This is a genomic window from Pseudomonas sp. BF-RE-25, from assembly GCF_019956105.1.
Classification (GTDB): domain Bacteria; phylum Pseudomonadota; class Gammaproteobacteria; order Pseudomonadales; family Pseudomonadaceae; genus Aquipseudomonas; species Aquipseudomonas migulae.
In genome coordinates this window covers 32270-51432 of sequence record NZ_JAHBDB010000031.1, presented here as the reverse complement: position 1 = coordinate 51432, position 19163 = coordinate 32270, and the positions used below count along the sequence as shown (strand labels likewise).

Genomic DNA, 19163 nt, shown 5'->3' with positions numbered 1-19163 from the left:
CACTCCTGTAGGTTTTGTTCTTTTCAGATGTGGGCAGATTACTGCGCATCCAGTTGTTTGCCACGGGTTTCCGGCAGGCTCAGCGCCGCAAGGATCACCACCCCGTAGGAAACCGCCGCGAACGCCCCGATGCCTACGCTCAATGGCACCTTCTGGCTGAGCAAGCCGATCAACAGCGGAAACAACGCCGCCAGCGCCCGGCCTATGTTGTAGCAAAAGCCCTGGCCCGAACCGCGAATCCGCGTCGGAAACAACTCGGTCAGGAAGGCACCCATGCCGCTGAAAATCCCCGAGGCAAAGAAGCCCAACGGAAAGCCCAGCCACAGCATCACGCCGTTACTGACCGGCAATTGGGTGTAAAGCAACACGATGGTGAACGAGCCCACCGCGAACAGAATGAAGTTTTTCTTACGGCCAAGGATGTCAGTCAAATACGCGCTGATGACGTAACCGACGTAGGAACCGACGATCACCATTGCCAGATAACCGCCCGTGCCGAGTACGCTCAAACCACGTTCGTTCTTCAGGAACGTCGGCAGCCAGGAAGTGATTGCGTAGTAACCGCCCAGTGCGCCGGTGGTCAGTATCGAAGCGCGAAGCGTGGTGAAGAGGATGCCGGGGGCGAAAATCTCGTAGAACTTCGCCGGGTTGCTCGGTTCCTGTTTGGCTTTGGCTTTGGCTTCGCGGTAGATTTCCGGGTCCTTGACCAGGCGACGGACGAAGATCACGAAAACCGCCGGGACGATGCCGAGGATAAACAGTGCACGCCACGCGTCTTCCGGTGGCAACACCGAGAACAGCAGCGCATACAGGATCGCCGTCAGCCCCCAACCAAGCGCCCAGCCCGATTGCACCATGCCCACCGCTTTGCCACGGTCCTTGGCGCGAATCACTTCACCCATCAGTACCGCGCCGGCGGTCCACTCGCCGCCAAAACCGAAGCCCATCAAGGTGCGGCTGATCAGCAGTTGTTCGTAGTTTTGCGCGAAGCCGCAGAGGAAAGTGAAGAAGGCGAACCACAGCACCGTCAGTTGCAAGGTGCGCACGCGGCCGATGCGGTCGGAGAGAATCCCCGCCACCCAGCCGCCGATGGCCGAGGCAATCAGCGTACTGGTATGAATCAGCCCGGCCTCGCCGGTGGTGATGCCCCACATCGCGATGAGGGTCGGCACCACGAAGCTGAGCATCTGGGTGTCCATGCCGTCCAGGCCGTAGCCGATCTTGCAGCTCCAGAATGTGCGGCGTTCCTGCTGATTGATGTTGCGGTACCAGTCGAAAGGTCCCGGGCGAGCCGTGGCTTTCGGGATGACGGTGGTGTCGGGCGCACTCATGGCAACTCTCCGTGCAAATTTTATTGGTATTGTTCTGAGCCCCGACGACGCCTATCGTGGGAACCGGATGGCCTGATTTTTGGGCGCACGCCCCTATTGCGTCCAACTAATAAAAACCCGCCTTAGACATAAGAAAACTTTATCCACGAGCTGACCCCATGAACCTGAAGTTTCTCGAGACCTTCGTCTGGGTCGCCCGACTCAAAAGTTTTCGCCTGACCGCCGACAAGCTTTTCACCACCCAGGCGTCGATTTCCAGCCGCATCGCCGTGCTCGAAGGCGAGCTGGGGGTGAAGCTGTTCCTGCGCGATTCACGCGGCGTGAGCCTGACGCCCGAAGGCTTGAAAGTGCTCGAACATGCCGAGCAGATGATGGACACCATGCAGGCGCTCAAGCAGTCGATCGAGACCCGCTCCAGCAAGGTCGGCCGGGTGCGCATCGGCGTGATGGACACGGTGATTCATACCTGGCTGAGCCCGTTGGTGGCGCAGATGACGGATCACTATCCGCTGGTGGAAATCGAGCTGGTGGCCGATACCTCGCTCAACCTCTGCGATCAGCTGCAAAAAGGCTTCCTCGACTTGATCCTGCAAACCGACCTGCTGCGTCAGGAAAGCGTGCGCAGCCTGGAGCTGGCCAGTCACCCGATGGGCTGGATCGCTGCCAGCAACTCGATCTACAACCGCGAGTATTCCAGCGTGGCCGATCTGGCGCGGGAGCGGATCATTACCTACTCGAAAAACTCACACCCGCATCAAGAGGTGCTCGCGCTGATGCAGGCCAATGGCGTCATGACGCCACGGCTGAACTGCGTGAATTCGGTGTCGGCGATTACCCGGCTGCTGCGGGACGGTTTTGGCATTGGCGCGTTGCCACCGGTGCTGGTGGCCGAGGAGCTGGCGCGCGGCGAATTGACCTTGCTGGCCATCGATCAACGGCCACCGGATCTACAAGTGGTGGTGTCCTGGCGGACCGGGGCGGAATGGGTCGAGGAGATTGTCGCGTTGTGTCAGCAGGTGCTGGCGGGGTATGCGCGCAAGGTCGGCGAAAACTACATCGTCCTTGCGCGCTGATCACTTACAACCCGCGTAAATCCCGCTCTTCAATCGGCCGGCTCTGGCGCAGGCGCTTGCCGCCCAGCACCACCCAGTCGATCAGCCGGAACAGGCATTCAATCCCGAACGACAGCAGCAACGCGCCGCTCATGCCCCAGATCATCGCTTCTGGCGTCAGCAGGATCTGGTAGCTGTAGCCGTTCCAGGTTTCCTTGCGGATATCCGGGTCGGCGGCCAGTACAACCTGCAGGAAGCGGATGTACCACGGGCCTTGCATGGCCTGGAATTGTTTATCGAGGGCCAGTTGACGGGTGAGCAAGTTGCTCAGGCTGTCGGCATCGCTGCGGAAAACCGGGTCTTCGCTGGCGCGGTAGTGGGCGACCAGGGCCTGCATGTCACCCTTGAAAAATTGAATGGCGGTGCCCTGGAAACCGCTCAAGCCGGTCTGCGCCTCAATCAGGTGCGCTTCGACCCGCTTGGCGTAATCGTTGATGAACCCCGGCACCTGGACGCCGATCAACAGGCCTGCCGCGAACAACACCAGCCGTAGATAACTGAGCAACATGGGGGAGAATCCTTATTCGGTCTTGCCCTGGCTGACGCATTCACCGCGTCGCCAGAGGCTCCATTGGCCCGGTTCGTAGCGGGTCCAGGTTTCGTTTTCGGTCAGGGGCTCGGTGGCGATGACCGTGACCACGTCGTTGGGCGTGGTTTCGGCCTGGAAATCGACGATCACGTCGACATCCTTCAAGCGCGCCGGGCCGAACGGTGCACGGCGGGTAATCTGCGCCAATTTGGTCGAGCAATAGCAGAACAGCCAATCACCGTCGCTGAGCAGGCAGTTGAACACGCCTTTGCTACGGTATTCGGCGCACGCGGCTACCAGATCCGGCAGCAGTGTTTCGATCTCTACCGGTTCCGGGAACGCCGCGCGTACGCGGTTGAGCAGATCGCAGAACGCCGCTTCACTGTCGGTATCGCCGACCGGGCGATAAAAGCTGGTGATCGGCTGAAAGTCCGCCAGTTGGCCGTTGTGGGCGAAACACCAGTTGCGCCCCCACAGTTCGCGCACGAACGGATGGGTGTTGGACAGGCAGACCTTGCCGACGTTGGCCTGGCGGATATGGCCGATGACCACTTCGCTCTTGATCGGATAACGTTGCACCAGGTTGGCGACTTCCGATTCGCTGCTCGCCGCCGGGTCCTGGAACAGGCGCAGGCCGCGGCCTTCATAAAAGGCGATGCCCCAACCGTCACGGTGCGGGCCCGTGCGGCCGCCGCGCTGCATCAGCCCGGTAAAGCTGAACACGATATCGGTCGGCACATTGGCGCTCATGCCCAATAACTCACACATGCTCGGACTCTCTGTAAGGCAGGGGCAAGGTTACAAACGCGGTTCGACGCGCATACGCTGAGGGTTGCTCGGGACCGGCGGACGACCGTAACGGTCATCACCGGCACCGCCGAAAGGATGATCGTCGTCAGGGTCGTCGGCCCGGGCCGCAGCCTTGGCGGCCGCCGTGCGTTCCTTGCGGGCGTTGGAAGCGCGTTCGATCGGGAAACGGATCGCCACGAACACCAGGTAAATGCCGAAGGCGATCATGCCGTACATGAACAGGTCGGAGACCGCCCGCCAGGCATTGTTGCCAACCTTGAACGCGAGATCGAGGGTGGTAATGGCGATGGCCGGTGCGACTTTTTCCTTCACCGGATCGATGATCGTCGGGCTGAACAGCAACACAGCGACCAGCAGCCGCAGGGGCTCGCGCAACCAGCGCCACATCCAGCGGGTCATGCGCATCCACACCAACAGGCAGCCTAAAGCGGCGAAGGCGTAAAGGCCCCAAGCGATCAGATAGTCGTTCTCGGTCATGGTGTCCATGGCAAGGCAGGCAAAGAGGCGCTTATAGTAACGACTTTTCGCACATCAGGCTTGCCCCAATGCCGGCCGGCTATGCACAAACACTGTGGGAGCGGGCTTGCTCGCGAAGGCGTCCTGTCAGCAACATTGATGGCGACTGACACACCGCTTTCGCGAGCAGGCTCGCTCCCACAGGGATCTGGGTAATTTGCCGATACCCTGCGAAACCCTTTATTCCGAATATCGCCCGAGAGCCCTTCATGCCCCAATCCGCCAACATCACCAGCGCCCCGATTGCCCACAAGGCTGAAGGTTCTGACCCGTATGCCTGGCTGCAGGAACGCGACACCGATGTGGTGCTCGATTACCTCAAGGCTGAAAACCGCTATCTAGAGGCGCAAACCGCCGATCAGGCCGGTCTGCGCGAAACCCTTTTCGAAGAGATCAAGGGCCGGATTCTCGAAACCGACCTGTCGCTGCCCTCCCCGTGGGGCCCGTATCTGTATTACACGCGCACCACCGCCGGCGACGAATACGCCCGTCACTACCGCTGCCCGCGCCCGGCGGATGACAGCCTGCAACTCGACGAAAGCCAGGAACAGCTGCTGTTGGACCCGAACGAACTGGCCAACGGCGGTTTCTTCTCCCTCGGCGCGTTCAGCATCAGCCCGGACCACCAGCGCCTGGCCTACAGCCTCGACACCACGGGCGATGAGATTTACACGCTGTTCGTGAAGGAATTATCCAGCGGCCGCGTCAGCGAACTGGAATTCGCCGACTGCGACGGCAGCATGACCTGGGCCAACGACAGCCTGACGCTGTTCTTCGGCGAACTGGACGACACCCATCGCCCGCACAAACTGTTCCGCTATCGACTGGACGGCACGGCGGCCGAAGAAGTGTTCCATGAGCCGGACGGCCGCTTCTTCATGCATTGCTACCGCTCAAGCTCGGAGCAGCAATTGCTGCTGGCGCTGGGCAGCAAGACCACCAGCGAAGTCTGGGTGCTCGACGCATTCCAGCCGCAACAAGCGTTTACCTGTGTGGCACCACGGGTCGAAGACCATGAGTACGACGTCGACCACGGCACCCTCGATGGCCAGTGGACCTGGTTCATTCGCACCAACCGCGACGGCATCAACTTCGCCCTGTACACGGCCGTCGATACCGGCGTCGCACCGACCGAAGCCGACTGGCAGAACCTGATTCCCCACAGCAACACCACGATGATCGACGGCATGAGCCTCAACGCCGGCGCCCTGACGCTGAGCCTGCGGGTCGGCGGCTTGCCGATCATCGAAGTTCACCCGCAAGACCTGCCGAGCTACCGCGTGCAATTGCCGGATGCGGCCTACAGCCTGCACGTGCAAAACAGCCTGGAGTTCGTCAGCGAGCGGATCCGCTTGCGCTACGAAGCATTGAACCGTCCGGCACAAATCCGCCAACTGGACCTGGTCAGCGGCGAACAGAAAGTGCTCAAGGAAACCCCGGTGCTCGGCCCGTTCGACGCCGACGCCTATGTCAGCCAGCGTCTTTGGGCGACCGCACCGGACGGTACGCAAGTGCCGATCAGCCTGGTGGTCAAGCGCGAAGCCCTCGGCAAGCCGACACCCCTTTATCTGTATGGCTACGGCGCCTACGGCGAAAGCCTCGACCCGTGGTTCTCCCACGCGCGCCTGAGCCTGCTGGATCGCGGCGTGGCGTTTGCCATTGCGCACGTGCGTGGCGGCGGCGAGTTGGGTGAGGCCTGGTATCGCGCCGGCAAACAGGAACACAAGCACAACACCTTCAGCGACTTCATCGCCTGCGCCGAGCACCTGATCGCCAACGGCTTCACCACCTCACAACAATTGGCGATCAGCGGCGGCAGTGCCGGCGGGTTGTTGATCGGCGCGGTGCTTAACATGCGGCCGGAGCTGTTCGGCGCGGCGATTGCCGAAGTGCCGTTCGTCGATGTGTTGAACACGATGCTCGACCCGGATCTGCCGCTGACCGTCACGGAATACGACGAGTGGGGCAATCCTGAAGAGCCGGACGTTTATGATCGGATCAAGGCCTACGCCCCGTACGAAAACGTCACCGCGCAGGCTTATCCGGCGACGCTGGTAATCGCCGGCTACAACGACAGTCGCGTGCAGTACTGGGAAGCGGCGAAGTGGGTAGCGAAATTGCGCGCGACCAAAACCGATACCCATCAACTGCTGCTCAAGACCGAATTGGGCGCCGGGCATGGCGGAATGAGTGGCCGTTATCAGGGATTGCGTGACGTAGCACTCGAATACGCATTTGTTTTCGGGGTTTTGGGCATTGCCTGAGGAACTTGGCTCGGTGATTCGGTCTTAAGACCAGAGCACCGAGCCTGCCCTTGTAGGAGCGAGGCTTGCCCGCGAAGAGGCCGTAACATTCAACATCTATGTTGGCTGTGATAATGCCTTCGCGGGCAAGCCTCGCTCCTACAGGGGAACTCGTATGATCCGGAACCGCTACAGACACAAGAAAAAGACCGTGACGACATGTCAGAACCGACCTTACTGAACAACGAAATCCGCGACTGGCTGATGGACTGTGGCCTGTTCGATCAACTGCTGCCCGCCGACTTCGCAGCCGCCTCGGGCTACTTCAGCATCAGCACGGTGGCCGAGGGCGAAGAGATCTTCCGCGAAGGCGATGCCGGCAGTTTCATGTGCATCATCCATACCGGCCAGGTCGCGGTACAAAAAACCAACAGCGACGGACAACGGGTGACCATGGCCACGCTGCGCAGCGGCCGGGCGTTCGGCGAAATGGCTGTGCTCGATGGCGAACGGCGCTCCGCCAGTTGCGTAGCCGCGAGCAATTGCCAGCTGCTGAACCTGGGCAAGGACTCCCTGGAAAAGATGCTCAACGACGCGCCGAAAATCGCCGCCAAGATTATCCGCGCCCTCGCCGTCTCCCTGTCCAAACGCCTGCGTATGGCCGATGGCCAACTGCTTTCACAGCAGGTTTAACCACCGGGCGACTTGATCTTCGTGCGGTTCTGCTCAAGCCCCGGCAAGGGCTGATCCTTGGGCGGGCTGGGCACGATGATCGGCGGCAACAGCGGCGGCCCGCCACTGCCAGGCCCGACTTTTGGCACACTGTTGGGGGTGATCTGCGGGTACGGCGTCGGCGTTGCCGTGCCGGGCGAACCGGGCAGCGGTGACGGGCTGGTCGGAATGGTTTGCAGCTCTTGGGCCTGCACTGCAGTTATCGAGAGCGCGGCCAAGGCAATGACCGTTAGAATGGTGCGCTTCATCAATGGCTCCGTTGGCCTTGTTGTCTATTTGCAGGCTACTCCCAACTGCGTTCGTTTGCCTCCCCCATGCCCTTCCTCCTCAAGAGAACCCCATGAAACGTTTCGTTCTGCTCGACACCGCGCCTATCCCTGAAAACGGCGGTGCCCTGTGCCTGTTCGAATACGGTGAGGATTTCGTCATCAAGATCAAGGGCGGCGACGGCGGACAATTGATGAATACGCGCATGCACGGTTCCGAAGATGCGCTGGCCGAGATCCCCTGCCGCAAGGTCGCCGGACGGCCGAATTCACGGGTATTGATCGGTGGCCTGGGCATGGGCTTTACCCTCGCCTCGGCCCTCAAGCATTTGGGCAAGAGCGCTGAAGTGGTGGTCGCCGAACTGGTGCCGGGCGTGGTCGAGTGGAATCGCGGGCCGCTGGGCGAGAAAGCCGGGAACCCGTTGCTGGATAAACGCACGGTCATTCGCATGGAAGACGTGGCCAACGTACTTCAAGCCGAACCGCAAGGTTTCGATGCGATCATGCTCGACGTCGATAACGGCCCGGAAGGCCTGACCCAGAGGGCCAACAGCTGGCTCTATTCCGCGGGCGGCCTGAGCGCCTGCGCCAAAGCCCTGCGCCCAAAAGGCGTGCTGGCCGTCTGGTCGGCCAGCGCCGACAAGCAGTTTTCGGACAAACTGAAGAAGGCAGGCTTCAAGGCTGAGGAAGTCCAGGTCTTCGCCCACGGCAACAAGGGCACCCGTCACACCATCTGGATTGCCGAGAAGCTCAAGGGCTAGGCTAAACTTACGTCATAACCGTCAATAGTCTTTTACAAAGGTGAACCCATGAGTTCGTCAACACCGACCAACACCTCGAAGCTGGACCGCATCCTCGCCGACAACCAGCGCGACAAGGAAATGGGTTACCGCGACAAAGCCCTGAAGATGTACCCGCACGTGTGCGGCCGCTGCGCCCGTGAGTTTTCCGGCAAGCGCCTGAGCGAACTGACCGTGCACCACCGCGACCACAACCACGACAACAATCCGCAGGATGGTTCGAACTGGGAATTGTTGTGCCTGTATTGCCACGACAACGAACACTCGCGGTATACCGACCAGCAATATTTCGGTGAGGGCTCGTTGAGCACGCCGAAGATTGCCAAGGCGACGCATAACCCGTTTGCGGCGTTGGCCGGGTTGATGAAAAAAGACGACTGAAGATTTGTTTGCCTGACCCGGCCCCATCGCTGGCAAGCCAGCTCCTACAGTGTCATGTGTCGTTCACATATTTTGTGCTTAACGAGTAACCACTGTAGGAGCTGGCTTGCCGGCGATAGCAATCGCCCGGACACCACCAATCTCAAACCAGACACCCCCTCCCCCAATCCCCGTATAATCGCCGTTTTTTCCCCGAAGGCACCCCGCTCGTGGCAGACAAACGGTACAGCTGCATTGGTTTGTTCAACCCAAAATCACCGGAAAACGTCGGCTCGGTCATGCGCGCCGCCGGCTGCTACAACGTGGCGTCCGTGTTCTACACCGGCAAGCGCTATGACCGCGCCGCCGACTTCGTCACCGACACCAAACGCGTTCACTACGACATTCCGCTGATCGGCATCGACGACCTGAAAAAAATCCTGCCGCTGGGCTGCGTACCGGTGGCCGTGGAACTGGTCGACGGCGCCCGTTCGCTGCCGGAATACACTCACCCGGATCGCGCGCTGTACATCTTCGGCCCGGAAGACGGCTCGCTGGATAAAGAGATTCGCGACTGGTGCGAAGACGTGGTCTACATCCCGACCACCGGCTGCATGAATCTTGCGGCCACCGTCAACGTCGTGCTGTACGACCGCATGGCCAAGGGCCTCAACACCCGCTCCGGGCCGAAATTCCGCTGAACCGACGCACATCCGATGGAACAAGCCGCCCGCCTCGGCAGTCAGCTTAATTATCTATTCTTGAAGCAGTCCTTCCAGCAGGAGACAGATCATGAGCGAACTCAAACGCGTGGAGCGCATCGAATCCACCCCGTTCCAGAGTCCTTCCGACCATAACGTCCACGGTTGGGAACGCGCCGGCTCCGTCGCCGGCGGCCTGGTGATGGTGGGCAAAGGCCTGCGTCGCGGCGGTATTTTCGGATTGATCCAGGTGGCGATCGGTGGCGTGGCGCTGGCCCGTGGCATCACTGGCCACAGTTCGGCCAAGAGCCTGCTGGAGAAGAGCCGTCAGGACATGAATAACGTGCGGGCGAAAATCGAGCGTGCCGGGGAAGACCTGGCTCGATTGAAGGCGAATGCCGAGGCGGCGACCAAAACTGCCAGCGTGACCGGGAATGATTCGTTGAAGTCGCCGAAAGCCGGGGTTTGATTCGGGATTTTGTGTCGCGGTTAAGGGCCTCTTCGCGGGCAAGCCTCGCTCCTACAGGACCGCGTGATCCCTTGTAGGAGCGAGGCTTGCCCGCGAAGGCGGTGTTACTGAAGCAACCCGGTATCAAGCACCTTGGAAGACTCGCCAATCACACTCTCGGCCAGTTGAACGAATTCCTTGGTATCCACACTCTCCAGGTGCATCGCCCCACGCAACACATCATCAAGCGAGCGCTTGTTGCGGGTTTTAATGCGAATTTCCTGATCCAGTTCACTCAGCAATAGAACCGCTTTGCCAATCTGCGCAGGGCTGATCTGCTCGCCCCGCAACGTCGTGACCTTCTGGCTGTCCTTGGCCAACTTCTTGTGCAAACTTTCATACCGCTCATCACTCATTCCACCGGCGCGGCGCACCAGTTCGATGGCGTAATACTCGGCAAAGCCTTCGCTGATCCAGTCGCTGCGCTGCTTGTCGTTGATCCGCCCGAACACTTGGGCCAGCTCACGCACCAGCGCGCTGCTGCCACTTTCGCTGACCAGTGGCAGACGCGAATTCAGATAGATCGACTCTCGCGCCGCCAGACTGCCGCGCCACATCGGGTCGTTGGCGCCGACGATCAGCAATTTGGCGGGATGACGCGGAAACACAGCCTGCACTTGCGGCCAGACGAACGTCAGCAGCGTCAGCACGTCCATGCGGCGCATGCCCTGGCCCTGAGGCGAGGCGACGGTGACTTCGGTTTCCCCAAGCCGGGTGCGACGGCTGCCGAGGTGACCGGCGAGCATCCAGCCGGTTGGCCGGTCGAACAGGCGCGAGACGTTGTCGATGCGGAATTTGTTCTTGCCGATCCGCGGCCAGGCGGTTTCGACGCTTTTCCATCCGGTGGGCAATTCGAATTCAAGGCGTGACACCAATTCGATGCCGTCCTGCTGATCGAGTCTGGCGGCCGGTACCAGGTCGTCGCCGCGCATCAGCGCCCAGGTCGGGGTCATGCGCGTGTCGAAACTGCCGCTCTTGCGGCCGTGGCTGATGCGCACGCGGTAGGTCAGGCTGGCCTTGTCGGCCGCCGGGCGCCAGACACCCCGGGCCTCTTTGCCCGGCGTGAGTTGCCATTGGCCGTCGGCCTTGAAGTCGCTGTAATGGCTGCCGTCGCCGAGGTCGAAATCCAGACTGCGCACCGCCGAACCCTGGGCCAGCGTCAGGCGCACTTCAGCCTGATCGCTTTGCGGCAACAGGCGCACGTGGTAATCCAGATCGACTTTCTTCGCCGCCCACACCGACGAACTCAGGGCCAGCAGCCCAACGGCCAACGCCAGCCGCAATCCCACAGCCATACACACTCCCTTGTAAAACTAACCTGCGCGGAAAATCAGATGGTCTTCCCAATCGTCCTCGGGCACGCTGCCTTCGGCGAGCATGCGCCCGGACTGGGAAATACGTTCGTGATGCACGGCATCGCGATCACCGCACACCAGATGGTGCCAGAGGGGCAAATCCTTGCCCTCGCTGACCAGGCGATAACCGCAGGTCGGCGGCAGCCATTTGAACTCATCGGCCTTGCCCGGTGTGAGCTGAATGCAGTCCGGCACGAATTCACGACGGTTGGGGTAATCGCTGCACTGACAGGTTTTCAGGTCCAGCAGTTTGCAGGCGATGCGCGTGTAATAAACGCTGTTGTCGTCTTCATCCTCAAGCTTTTGCAGGCAGCACAGGCCACAACCGTCGCACAGCGATTCCCATTCCTCTTGATCGAGTTGATCGAGGGTTTTGCGTATCCAGAACGGTTCGACTTTGGCGGCCATGGCTCAAGCATCAACATCAGGTGGTGAAAAGGCCGCCAGTCTAGTGCCAAGGCCGTTGCGGGCCAAGCATTGGCGACTGCCGGTAGAACGCGCTTGTCAGTTTTTGCGCTGCCCAGTAGGGTTTCGCGTCGCCCCTCACTTTCAAACGTAGCAAGGAATCTATTGATGAGTGCCAATCCACGCGTTGCCGATTATGCCATCCACCCTCAATTCACCGATCGCTGGTCGCCCCGCGCCTTCACCGGCGAGGCCATCTCCGAGGAAACCCTGCTGAGTTTCTTCGAAGCCGCACGCTGGGCGCCATCGGCCTACAACTCGCAGCCTTGGCGGTTTCTCTACGCGCGCCGCGATACGCCGAACTGGGAGCGTTACCTGGGCCTGCTGAACGAGTTCAACCGCAGCTGGGCGCAACACGCCTCGGCGCTGGTGATCGTGATCTCGAAAACCACCTTCACGGCGCCCGGCGCCACTGAAGAAACCCCGGCGCTGTGGCACACCTTCGACACCGGTTCTGCCTGGGGCCATCTGGCGCTGCAAGCGAGCATCAGCGGCTGGCACACTCACGGCATGGCCGGTTTCGATCAGGAGCTGACCCGCAAGGAGCTGAACATTCCTGAAGGTTACGCACTGCACGCGGCAGTGGCGGTGGGCAAGCTGGGGGACAAGGCGACGCTGGCGGATTACCTGCAAGCCCGTGAAGAGCCGAGCCCGCGTCGTCCGTTGAGCGAGTTGGCGGCTGAAGGCGACTTCACCCTCTAAGCCACAACATAGAACCAAATGTGGGAGCGAGCCTGCTCGCGATAGCGGTGTGTCAGTCAATATTTACGGAGACTGTCACACCGCTATCGCGAGCAGGCTCGCTCCCACAGTTATTTGCGCACCATTCAAGTCCAGCAGTGGGTTCAATACCCGCGATTGAAATCCACTTCGCCGCGCAACGCTTCACCCGCCTGATACGCCCGCAAATTCTCGACAAACAACTTCACCATCATCGTCGGCGACGTTGGTGCGGAGCTGTGGCCGGTCAGCAGCAGGCCCCAGGCCGTCCAGAATGGATGACGTTGCGGCAGCGGCTCCTGACGGCAGACGTCGATCACCGCGCCCGCCAGATGCCCTTCCTTCAAGGCTTCCACCAGATCCGCATCGACCACCGCCACGCCGCGCCCGACGTTGATGAACAACCCGGTCGGCTTGAATTGCTTGAACAGCGCCGCGTTGTACAGGTCGTGGGTGCTCGGGGTGTTCGGCAGCAGATTGATCACGTAATCCACTTCACCGACCAGGCGCGGCAAGTCCGCCAGCGCTCCCACTTCGACAAACGGCGCCTGCTCGCGGGCTTCGCTGGCGATGCCATACAACTCGACGCCAAACGGCAGCAGGAACTGCGCGACGGTCTGGCCGATATCGCCGGTGCCGACGATCAAGACCTTGCGCCCCGCCAGGCTTTGGCCCTGACGGCTGTCCCATTTGCGCTCGACCTGACTGACCAGCCGCGGCAGCACTTCGCGTTCGTGGCCGAGCATGTAGGTCAGCACGTATTCAGCCATGACCTGACCGAAAATCCCTACAGCGCGAGTCAGGCGATAGTGGCGCGGCAAACCGTCGGCCAGCAGCGGCGTGATCCCGGCCCAGGTCGACTGCAACCATTGTGGCTGGTGGCCCTGACGCAACAGGGTGGCCAGGAGGTCCGGCTGACCCAGCCAGATCGGGCAATCGGCAGCCTGACTGGCCAGTTCGGCGGAGTCACCGCTGGTCAGCACTTCCAGATCAGGTGCTGCCTGACGCAACAGTTGGGCATACACAGGGTGGTCGTGTTCAGCAATCAGAACGCGCATGGTTCAAACCTTTCAAAAGCAGTGCAGACGGCCGCCGAGGGAGTATCGCTCCCTCGTTGCGGCCATCGCCAAAATCATTCCAGTTTTTCACAAAGGCTCTGAACAGAGCCTGTCTACCGACTACATCGGGTCGTTGCGTCGCAACAACTCTTCCGGCAAGTGTTCGATGTATTCGTCTTCGGCCGGTGGCATTTGCAGGTGATAGCCCTGCTTGTCGAGGTTTTCCAGCACCACGGCGATGTCCTCGCGCGACAGCTTGCGCTCGGGGGTCAGCACCAGATCGAAGGCGTGGATGGCTTTGCCGAAGGCCGCCATCAGTGTTTCGGGCACGCGCTCCAGTGCATCGCTCTTGAGCACATAGAGGTACATTTCGTTTCTTTTTGAGCTGCGGTAGATGGAGCAAATACGTTTCAAGGCTGTTCTCCGGCGGTGGCCAGGCTGTCGAGCAGCGCCTGGCCCATCAATTCGCGGCGCCAGCCACGCAGCGAATCAGGCAATTGGTAAGGACCATTGGGGAAGCCGCTCTTGAGCAGCGCTTCCAGGGTTTTCTTGCGCAGCATCAGTTCCGGCGCAACGTTCAGTCGCTCGGCTTCGGCCTGGCCGAGTGCACGCAACTGTTTGATCAGTGCGGCAGCATCCACCGGCAACGGTTCCGGCACGGCTGGCGGCCATTGATCTGGCGACACACTGCCAGAGCGCTTGATCAGATCAAGCAGAAATTCGCCGTCCTGACGCACGGTACGCGGGTGCATGTCTTCGATTTTCGCCAACGCCCCGAGGTTGTCCGGTTGCGTGCGCGCCAGCGGCCACAGGGAATGTTCACGGATGATGCGATTGCGCGGCAGATCACGGGCGCGGGCCTCGCGTTCACGCCAGGCGCAGAGTTCACGCAAAACGGCGAGCTGAGCGCGAGACAACTTCCAGGCCAGTTTCGCTTCGCGGTAAACCTCGTACGGGTCGACTTCACGACGCAGGTTGGCCACCAGCTCGGCGCCGTCTTCCAGGACCCAGGCGTACTTGTCGTCAGACAGCTTCGGACGAAGCTGTACGAAAACTTCCGCCAGGTGCAAGGCGTCTTCGGCGGCGTAGCTGATCTGGGTTTCGGACAGCGGGCGTTGCAGCCAATCGGAACGGGTCTCGCCCTTGGGCAGGTCGATGCCGAGCACTTCCTGCACCAACCGCGAATACCCCATGGAGAAACCGAGGTTCAGGTAGGCGGCGGCCAATTGCGTGTCGAACAGCGGCGCCGGCAGGCTGCCGGTCAGGCGCAACAGCACTTCGAGGTCTTCGCTGCACGCATGGACGACTTTGACCACGGCCGGGTTTTCCAGCAACGCGGCCAGGGGTTGCCAGTTGTCGATGGTCAACGGGTCAATCAGGTAAGCGCGTACGCCATCGCCGATCTGCAGCAAACCCGCGATCGGATAAAAGGTGTCGACCCGCATGAATTCGGTGTCGAGGGCAACGTAGGGCAGCTGCTGCCACTCGGCGCAAAACCGGCCGAGGCTATCGTTGTCGCGAATCCAGTGAATATCGATGGCCACACGGCTCTCCCTTGAAGAATGGCGCGCAGTATATATCGCCCCCGGCGATTTCCGCGCCTCCACTGAACAAGAGCTTTAGCGAAAACACCTGCTTGTTAGCAAGAATTGTCTGACGGAGGGAGGTTATCTGGCCTTACGCAGCACGTAGACGCGCATCTGCGTGCAACCTGGCAGGAAATCCTGATGGCTGAGTAAACGGAATCCGGCCTGTTTGAACTCGGCTTCCACCTCGGCCTTACTGGCCAGATGCCGGGCATGAGTGCCTTGTGCATCGGGTTGCCGGCGTTTGAAATGAGCTTCGACCCGCACCGCGACAATCACGGTGTCGCGGCTGACCCGGTGGAACTCACCGAGCATGGCTGACCGATGCTCGGCGCAGGCGATGTGCTGAAACAGTTGCATGCAAAAAATGCAGTCCACCGCATTCGCCGACAAGCCGATGGCGAATGCCGAACTCTGAAAGGTCTTGACCCGTTTCAACAGCTCTTGCGGATGATGGATCGGGGCGTGATCGAGCATGTCCTGCGACGGATCGGACGCCAGGATCACCCGGTTCGCGTGTTCGGCCAGCACCGGCCAGAAACGTCCGGCCCCGCAAGCGACGTCAAGAATCAACCCCGGCTCACCGGCCACTTTGAGCGCGTTGCGCACCAACTGCTCGTCCCGCCAGAACGCCAGGCGCCCGGCCAGACCACGTGGACGCGGCTGCATGCAGACGCGGGCGTGTTCCTGGTCATAGCGCCGGGCGAACTCAAGCTCGAAGGCGGATGGGGGTTGAGGGGACATGTGTGATTGCTCTTGTAGGAAAATCTACCGGCCGCAGGTTAGCGGCCGATACGTGAAAAAAAGGTTGTCACCCTCACTCTTTGGCCAAAACGCCGTCGATCACCGCACCACGGCAGCCTGCAAACAGGTCCAGATCCTGGTTGTAGACCTTACTGTTGACCTCCAGCAGACCGAGCATCGAATGGAACAGATTGTCCTGGCTCAGCGGCTTCTCACGGCTCAATTGCAGGCAGTGTGTGTCCACCGAGAACGACTTTTGATAGCTGTCAGAGAACCAGGCCAGCATCGCAACATGCTTCTGTTGCTCCGGCGCCAGCATGTAAGGCGTACCGTGGAGGAACAGGTTGTATTCGCCCAGAGATTCGCCGTGGTCCGACAGGTAGAGCATCGCGGTATCAACTTTGTCCTGGTTGCTGCGCAACAGATCGATCAGGGTCGACAGCACGTGGTCGGTGTAAACGAGGGTGTTGTCGTAACCATTGACGATACTTTCGCGACTGCAATTATTCAGGGCATTACTTTCACACACCGGCGTAAAGCGTTCGTACTCTTTCGGGTAGCGCTTGAAATACTCCGGGCCATGACTGCCCATCTGGTGCAACACCAACACCGTGTCTTTATCCAGGGTGTCGATGAAGTGCTGCAAACCTTGCAGGAGAATTTCATCGCGGCATTCACTATTGGCGCAGAGCACCGGATCTTTCAGGTTACTGACATCGTCGAGGGTGACGCGGTCGCACGTGCCTTTGCAGCCTGACTGGTTATCGCGCCATATCACCTCCAGGCCTGCACGCTTGAGCACATCCAGCAGGCCTTCTTCATTCTTGGCCTTGCTCGCGTTGTAGTCCTTGCGGCCCATGTTGGAAAACATGCAGGGCACCGACACGGCCGTTTCAGTACCGCAGGAATGCACATCGGTGAACGCAATCAGGCCGGCTTCTTTATCCAGTTTCGGCGTGGTGTCACGGTTATAACCCAGCACACCGAAATTCTCGGCCCGGGCACTTTCACCGACCACCAGCACGGTCAGGGATTTGCGGCTGTGCGCTTGCCAGGCCGGATTTCTCTCGGCGTCCTCACCGATTTTAACGAAAGGCTGATGGGCCGAAGCGACTTGCTCACGCAGGTAGCTGAACGAGGCGCCGATGTAGTTACTCGGGACCACCATCAAACGCAATTCATGGTGATTGCGAAACAGTGAGGACAAGCCCTGATAGTTGACCAGTGCGACGCCACCGATCACCGCCATCGACGCAACACTTACCAGTACTTTACTGAGCAACTCACGGTGCCAGCGACGGTAATTAATTGGCGTCTTCCACAACAACCACGAAGGTAAAACCCCGAGCAGAACAATATAAACAAGTAACTTTATCGAGAGTAAGTCACGCACTTCCGTGGCATTGGTTTGCGCAAAGTTACGCAACATGCCGGTGTCGATAAGTGCACCGTATTGCCCCATGAAATACGCCACCCCGGCGCTGATCATGAAGAGTAGGGTCAAGACCGGCTTCAACAGCGGGCGGAACGCCAACAGGGTCAATACGATGTTGAAAGCAGCCAGAATCATCAAGCCAAAAGCCACACGCATGACGATGCCTTGACCGTCGAACGCGGTGATTTCAAACAAATGTTGCCAGAGCACCAAATTAAAGCCTGTCAATAAAAAGGTGCTGGCAATCAACGTCACCCACTCGGGGCGAACGGCTTTGAGTTTCCACATGATAATCGGCTGTTCCTGAAAAGAAGTGCCGTCGGTCAATGTGAAAATTTCATTGACCGCGACAGCACTAATTTTAAGTAGCCAACCATCAATTTTTTGTGAAAAAGAAGCCAACGATTAGTTGGCTTAAGGCGTTTAACTAAATCTTCAGTTGTATTTGAGAATGGTTCAGGCCTGGTTCAGGTACCAACGCCAATCCTGCTCACCGACCTCGCCCATGAATTGACGATACTCGGCACGCTTCACCGCGAGGTAAACACCCAGAAATTCTCTGCCAAAGGCCTCTCGCGCCCAGCCCGAACCTTCCAGTGCGCGCAAGGTGGTCAGCCAGTCGGTGGGCAGCAGTTCCGTGGCCTGGGCGTAACCATTGCCCTCCACGGGCGCTCCCGGGTCCAGTTGTTCGCGAATGCCGCGATGGATACCCGCCAGAATCGCCGCAGCCGCCAGGTACGGGTTGGCGTCGGCGCCGCAAATGCGATGTTCGATGTGCCGCGAGAACGCCGGCCCACCTGGCACGCGTAGACTCACAGTGCGATTGTCCACGCCCCAGGTGGCCGCCAGCGGCGCGTAACTGTTGGTCTGGAAGCGACGGTAGGAGTTGGCGTTCGGACAGAACAGCAACAACGAATCGAGCAAGGTACTGAGCATCCCGCCAACCGCCTGTTTGAGCAGCGGCGTACCGTCTGCGGCTTCGCTGGCGAACAGGTTGTTGCCGTCCTTGTCCGCGAGGCTGACGTGCATATGCATGCCCGTGCCGGCCAGGTCATCGAACGGTTTGGCCATGAAGCACGCGGTCATCCCGTGCTTGTGCGCCACGCCCTTGACCAGGCGCTTGTAGCGCACGGCTTCGTCCATCGCCTGCAAGGCGTCGGTGCGATGCTCGAGGGTGATTTCCACTTGCCCCGGCGCGTACTCGGAAATCGCCGTGCGTGCCGGAATGCCCTGGAGTTTGCAGGCGTTGTAGAGATCCGCCAGAAACGGCTCGATCTGCTCCAGCTCACGCAAGCCGTAGACTTGAGTTGCGCGCGGGCGCCCGCCATCGACATCCCGCGCCGGTTGCGGCCGGCCGTTGCTGTCGCGCTGCTGATCCAGCAGATAGAACTCCAGCTCCGCGGCCATCACCGGGTAATAACCGTCTGCCTGCAAGCCTTCGATCACCTTCGCCAACAGGTGCCGCGGGTCGGCGATGGTCGCCGGCATGCCCTCCTTCGGGTGCATGCTGACCTGCACCGCCGCCGTCGGAATCAATCGCCATGGCATGCGCGTCAGGCTGCCGCTGATCGGGTAGGCCCGGCAATCGATATCCCCCACGTCCCAGACCAGACCCGAGTTTTCCACGTCATCGCCGTTGATGGTCAGGCCCAGAATGGTGCTCGGCAGGGGGCGACCGCTTTCGTAGACCGCCAGCAGTTCATCGCGATGCAACAACTTGCCCCGTGGCACACCGTTGTTATCGAGGATGAACAACTCGAACATCTCGATATCCGGATTCTGTTCCAGAAAAGTCAGGGCTTCTTGTTTCGTGGCGAAGGAGGTCGTGGCACAACTCATAGGAATTCTCTTGTTTCCGCGTCAGGCAAACGCGCAGGCGCTGCCGGTTTGAT

21 protein-coding genes are annotated in these 19163 nt (G+C 60.2%); 8 read left to right on the top strand and 13 right to left on the bottom strand.

Annotated elements, in window-relative coordinates; translation table 11 throughout:
- Positions 1–38: 38 nt before the first annotated feature.
- A complete protein-coding gene (locus tag KGB24_RS15460) occupies positions 39–1331 on the bottom strand; it encodes an MFS transporter (protein WP_223415197.1) in 1293 nt (430 codons plus the stop codon).
- Between the two features lie 158 nt (positions 1332–1489).
- On the opposite strand from KGB24_RS15460, the gene KGB24_RS15455 reads away from it, so the two are divergent.
- Positions 1490–2404: a LysR family transcriptional regulator gene (locus KGB24_RS15455; protein ID WP_008035056.1), complete on the top strand. Its 915-nt coding sequence runs from the start codon at positions 1490–1492 to the stop codon at positions 2402–2404.
- 4 nt (positions 2405–2408) lie between these two features.
- Here KGB24_RS15455 and KGB24_RS15450 read toward each other — a convergent pair whose 3' ends face one another.
- From KGB24_RS15450 to KGB24_RS15440, 3 genes are read right to left on the bottom strand one after another with little or no spacing between them, the layout of a single operon-like run.
- Entirely contained in the window at positions 2409–2951 is a 543-nt protein-coding gene (locus KGB24_RS15450; RefSeq protein ID WP_008035055.1) for a DUF2937 family protein, read from the bottom strand.
- A 12-nt stretch (positions 2952–2963) separates the two neighbouring features.
- The gene (locus tag KGB24_RS15445; RefSeq protein ID WP_008035054.1) at positions 2964–3740 is read right to left on the bottom strand and encodes a class II glutamine amidotransferase; all 777 of its coding nucleotides are present in this window, start codon (positions 3738–3740) and stop codon (positions 2964–2966) included.
- 30 nt (positions 3741–3770) lie between these two features.
- Positions 3771–4268: a hypothetical protein gene (locus tag KGB24_RS15440; RefSeq protein WP_008044875.1), complete on the bottom strand. Its 498-nt coding sequence runs from the start codon at positions 4266–4268 to the stop codon at positions 3771–3773.
- A gap of 239 nt (positions 4269–4507) precedes the next feature.
- Here KGB24_RS15440 and KGB24_RS15435 point away from each other — a divergent pair, with 239 nt between their 5' ends.
- Complete coding sequence (locus KGB24_RS15435) at positions 4508–6562, top strand: S9 family peptidase (protein ID WP_223415198.1); 2055 nt, start codon at positions 4508–4510, stop codon at positions 6560–6562.
- 198 nt (positions 6563–6760) lie between these two features.
- On the top strand, positions 6761–7234 hold the full coding sequence (locus tag KGB24_RS15430; protein WP_008035048.1) for a cyclic nucleotide-binding domain-containing protein: 474 nt from the start codon (positions 6761–6763) through the stop codon (positions 7232–7234).
- On the opposite strand, the gene KGB24_RS15425 is transcribed toward KGB24_RS15430, so the two are convergent.
- On the bottom strand, positions 7231–7521 hold the full coding sequence (locus tag KGB24_RS15425; protein WP_192228708.1) for a hypothetical protein: 291 nt from the start codon (positions 7519–7521) through the stop codon (positions 7231–7233). The two genes, KGB24_RS15430 and KGB24_RS15425, sit on opposite strands and share 4 nt — an antisense overlap.
- A 92-nt stretch (positions 7522–7613) precedes the next feature.
- On the opposite strand from KGB24_RS15425, the gene KGB24_RS15420 reads away from it, so the two are divergent.
- The 4 genes from KGB24_RS15420 to KGB24_RS15405 all read left to right on the top strand — a co-directional run bounded on the left by KGB24_RS15420 (position 7614) and on the right by KGB24_RS15405 (position 9869).
- Positions 7614–8300 carry a spermidine synthase gene (locus tag KGB24_RS15420; protein WP_223415199.1) on the top strand — a complete coding sequence of 229 codons (687 nt, stop codon included), beginning with the start codon at positions 7614–7616 and terminating at the stop codon, positions 8298–8300.
- A gap of 48 nt (positions 8301–8348) precedes the next feature.
- The gene (locus tag KGB24_RS15415) at positions 8349–8720 is read left to right on the top strand and encodes a YajD family HNH nuclease (RefSeq protein WP_008034789.1); all 372 of its coding nucleotides are present in this window, start codon (positions 8349–8351) and stop codon (positions 8718–8720) included.
- Positions 8721–8929: 209 nt separating this feature from the next.
- Positions 8930–9400: an RNA methyltransferase gene (locus KGB24_RS15410; protein WP_008034973.1), complete on the top strand. Its 471-nt coding sequence runs from the start codon at positions 8930–8932 to the stop codon at positions 9398–9400.
- A 91-nt stretch (positions 9401–9491) separates the two neighbouring features.
- Positions 9492–9869 carry a DUF2892 domain-containing protein gene (locus KGB24_RS15405; RefSeq protein ID WP_008036152.1) on the top strand — a complete coding sequence of 126 codons (378 nt, stop codon included), beginning with the start codon at positions 9492–9494 and terminating at the stop codon, positions 9867–9869.
- 104 nt (positions 9870–9973) lie between these two features.
- Here the strand turns inward: KGB24_RS15405 and KGB24_RS15400 are convergent, their stop codons facing one another.
- Both KGB24_RS15400 and KGB24_RS15395 read right to left on the bottom strand, forming a co-directional pair.
- The gene (locus tag KGB24_RS15400; protein WP_223415200.1) at positions 9974–11203 is read right to left on the bottom strand and encodes a hypothetical protein; all 1230 of its coding nucleotides are present in this window, start codon (positions 11201–11203) and stop codon (positions 9974–9976) included.
- 18 nt (positions 11204–11221) lie between these two features.
- Complete coding sequence (locus tag KGB24_RS15395; protein WP_008034970.1) at positions 11222–11671, bottom strand: YcgN family cysteine cluster protein; 450 nt, start codon at positions 11669–11671, stop codon at positions 11222–11224.
- Positions 11672–11836: 165 nt separating this feature from the next.
- On the opposite strand from KGB24_RS15395, the gene KGB24_RS15390 reads away from it, so the two are divergent.
- Positions 11837–12430 carry a nitroreductase family protein gene (locus tag KGB24_RS15390; protein ID WP_008034969.1) on the top strand — a complete coding sequence of 198 codons (594 nt, stop codon included), beginning with the start codon at positions 11837–11839 and terminating at the stop codon, positions 12428–12430.
- Positions 12431–12573: 143 nt separating this feature from the next.
- Here the strand turns inward: KGB24_RS15390 and KGB24_RS15385 are convergent, their stop codons facing one another.
- The 6 genes from KGB24_RS15385 to KGB24_RS15360 form a co-directional block, all read right to left on the bottom strand.
- Positions 12574–13506 (bottom strand): D-2-hydroxyacid dehydrogenase, encoded by a 933-nt coding sequence (locus KGB24_RS15385; RefSeq protein ID WP_008034968.1) that lies wholly within the window; start codon positions 13504–13506, stop codon positions 12574–12576.
- Between the two features lie 120 nt (positions 13507–13626).
- Positions 13627–13920 (bottom strand): YcgL domain-containing protein, encoded by a 294-nt coding sequence (locus tag KGB24_RS15380; protein ID WP_192419483.1) that lies wholly within the window; start codon positions 13918–13920, stop codon positions 13627–13629.
- The gene (gene rnd / locus KGB24_RS15375) at positions 13917–15050 is read right to left on the bottom strand and encodes a ribonuclease D (RefSeq protein ID WP_223415201.1); all 1134 of its coding nucleotides are present in this window, start codon (positions 15048–15050) and stop codon (positions 13917–13919) included. Before rnd ends, KGB24_RS15380 begins: the two co-directional genes overlap by 4 nt.
- A 123-nt stretch (positions 15051–15173) precedes the next feature.
- Complete coding sequence (locus KGB24_RS15370) at positions 15174–15836, bottom strand: class I SAM-dependent methyltransferase (protein ID WP_223415202.1); 663 nt, start codon at positions 15834–15836, stop codon at positions 15174–15176.
- A gap of 73 nt (positions 15837–15909) precedes the next feature.
- Positions 15910–17559: a phosphoethanolamine transferase gene (locus tag KGB24_RS15365; RefSeq protein ID WP_223415203.1), complete on the bottom strand. Its 1650-nt coding sequence runs from the start codon at positions 17557–17559 to the stop codon at positions 15910–15912.
- Positions 17560–17727: 168 nt separating this feature from the next.
- Positions 17728–19110 (bottom strand): glutamine synthetase family protein, encoded by a 1383-nt coding sequence (locus KGB24_RS15360; protein ID WP_008034959.1) that lies wholly within the window; start codon positions 19108–19110, stop codon positions 17728–17730.
- Positions 19111–19163 lie beyond the last annotated feature (53 nt).

Bases quoted from the DNA above. Each gene is read 5' to 3' on its own strand.
- KGB24_RS15460 (WP_223415197.1), bottom strand. From the start codon at position 1,331: ATGAGTGCGCCCGACACCACCGTCATCCCGAAAGCCACGGCTCGCCCG.
- KGB24_RS15455 (WP_008035056.1), top strand. From the start codon at position 1,490: ATGAACCTGAAGTTTCTCGAGACCTTCGTCTGGGTCGCCCGACTCAAA.
- KGB24_RS15450 (WP_008035055.1), bottom strand. From the start codon at position 2,951: ATGTTGCTCAGTTATCTACGGCTGGTGTTGTTCGCGGCAGGCCTGTTG.
- KGB24_RS15445 (WP_008035054.1), bottom strand. From the start codon at position 3,740: ATGTGTGAGTTATTGGGCATGAGCGCCAATGTGCCGACCGATATCGTG.
- KGB24_RS15440 (WP_008044875.1), bottom strand. From the start codon at position 4,268: ATGGACACCATGACCGAGAACGACTATCTGATCGCTTGGGGCCTTTAC.
- KGB24_RS15435 (WP_223415198.1), top strand. From the start codon at position 4,508: ATGCCCCAATCCGCCAACATCACCAGCGCCCCGATTGCCCACAAGGCT.
- KGB24_RS15430 (WP_008035048.1), top strand. From the start codon at position 6,761: ATGTCAGAACCGACCTTACTGAACAACGAAATCCGCGACTGGCTGATG.
- KGB24_RS15425 (WP_192228708.1), bottom strand. From the start codon at position 7,521: ATGAAGCGCACCATTCTAACGGTCATTGCCTTGGCCGCGCTCTCGATA.
- KGB24_RS15420 (WP_223415199.1), top strand. From the start codon at position 7,614: ATGAAACGTTTCGTTCTGCTCGACACCGCGCCTATCCCTGAAAACGGC.
- KGB24_RS15415 (WP_008034789.1), top strand. From the start codon at position 8,349: ATGAGTTCGTCAACACCGACCAACACCTCGAAGCTGGACCGCATCCTC.
- KGB24_RS15405 (WP_008036152.1), top strand. From the start codon at position 9,492: ATGAGCGAACTCAAACGCGTGGAGCGCATCGAATCCACCCCGTTCCAG.
- KGB24_RS15400 (WP_223415200.1), bottom strand. From the start codon at position 11,203: ATGGCTGTGGGATTGCGGCTGGCGTTGGCCGTTGGGCTGCTGGCCCTG.
- KGB24_RS15395 (WP_008034970.1), bottom strand. From the start codon at position 11,671: ATGGCCGCCAAAGTCGAACCGTTCTGGATACGCAAAACCCTCGATCAA.
- KGB24_RS15390 (WP_008034969.1), top strand. From the start codon at position 11,837: ATGAGTGCCAATCCACGCGTTGCCGATTATGCCATCCACCCTCAATTC.
- KGB24_RS15385 (WP_008034968.1), bottom strand. From the start codon at position 13,506: ATGCGCGTTCTGATTGCTGAACACGACCACCCTGTGTATGCCCAACTG.
- KGB24_RS15370 (WP_223415202.1), bottom strand. From the start codon at position 15,836: ATGTCCCCTCAACCCCCATCCGCCTTCGAGCTTGAGTTCGCCCGGCGC.
- KGB24_RS15365 (WP_223415203.1), bottom strand. From the start codon at position 17,559: ATGTGGAAACTCAAAGCCGTTCGCCCCGAGTGGGTGACGTTGATTGCC.
- KGB24_RS15360 (WP_008034959.1), bottom strand. From the start codon at position 19,110: ATGAGTTGTGCCACGACCTCCTTCGCCACGAAACAAGAAGCCCTGACT.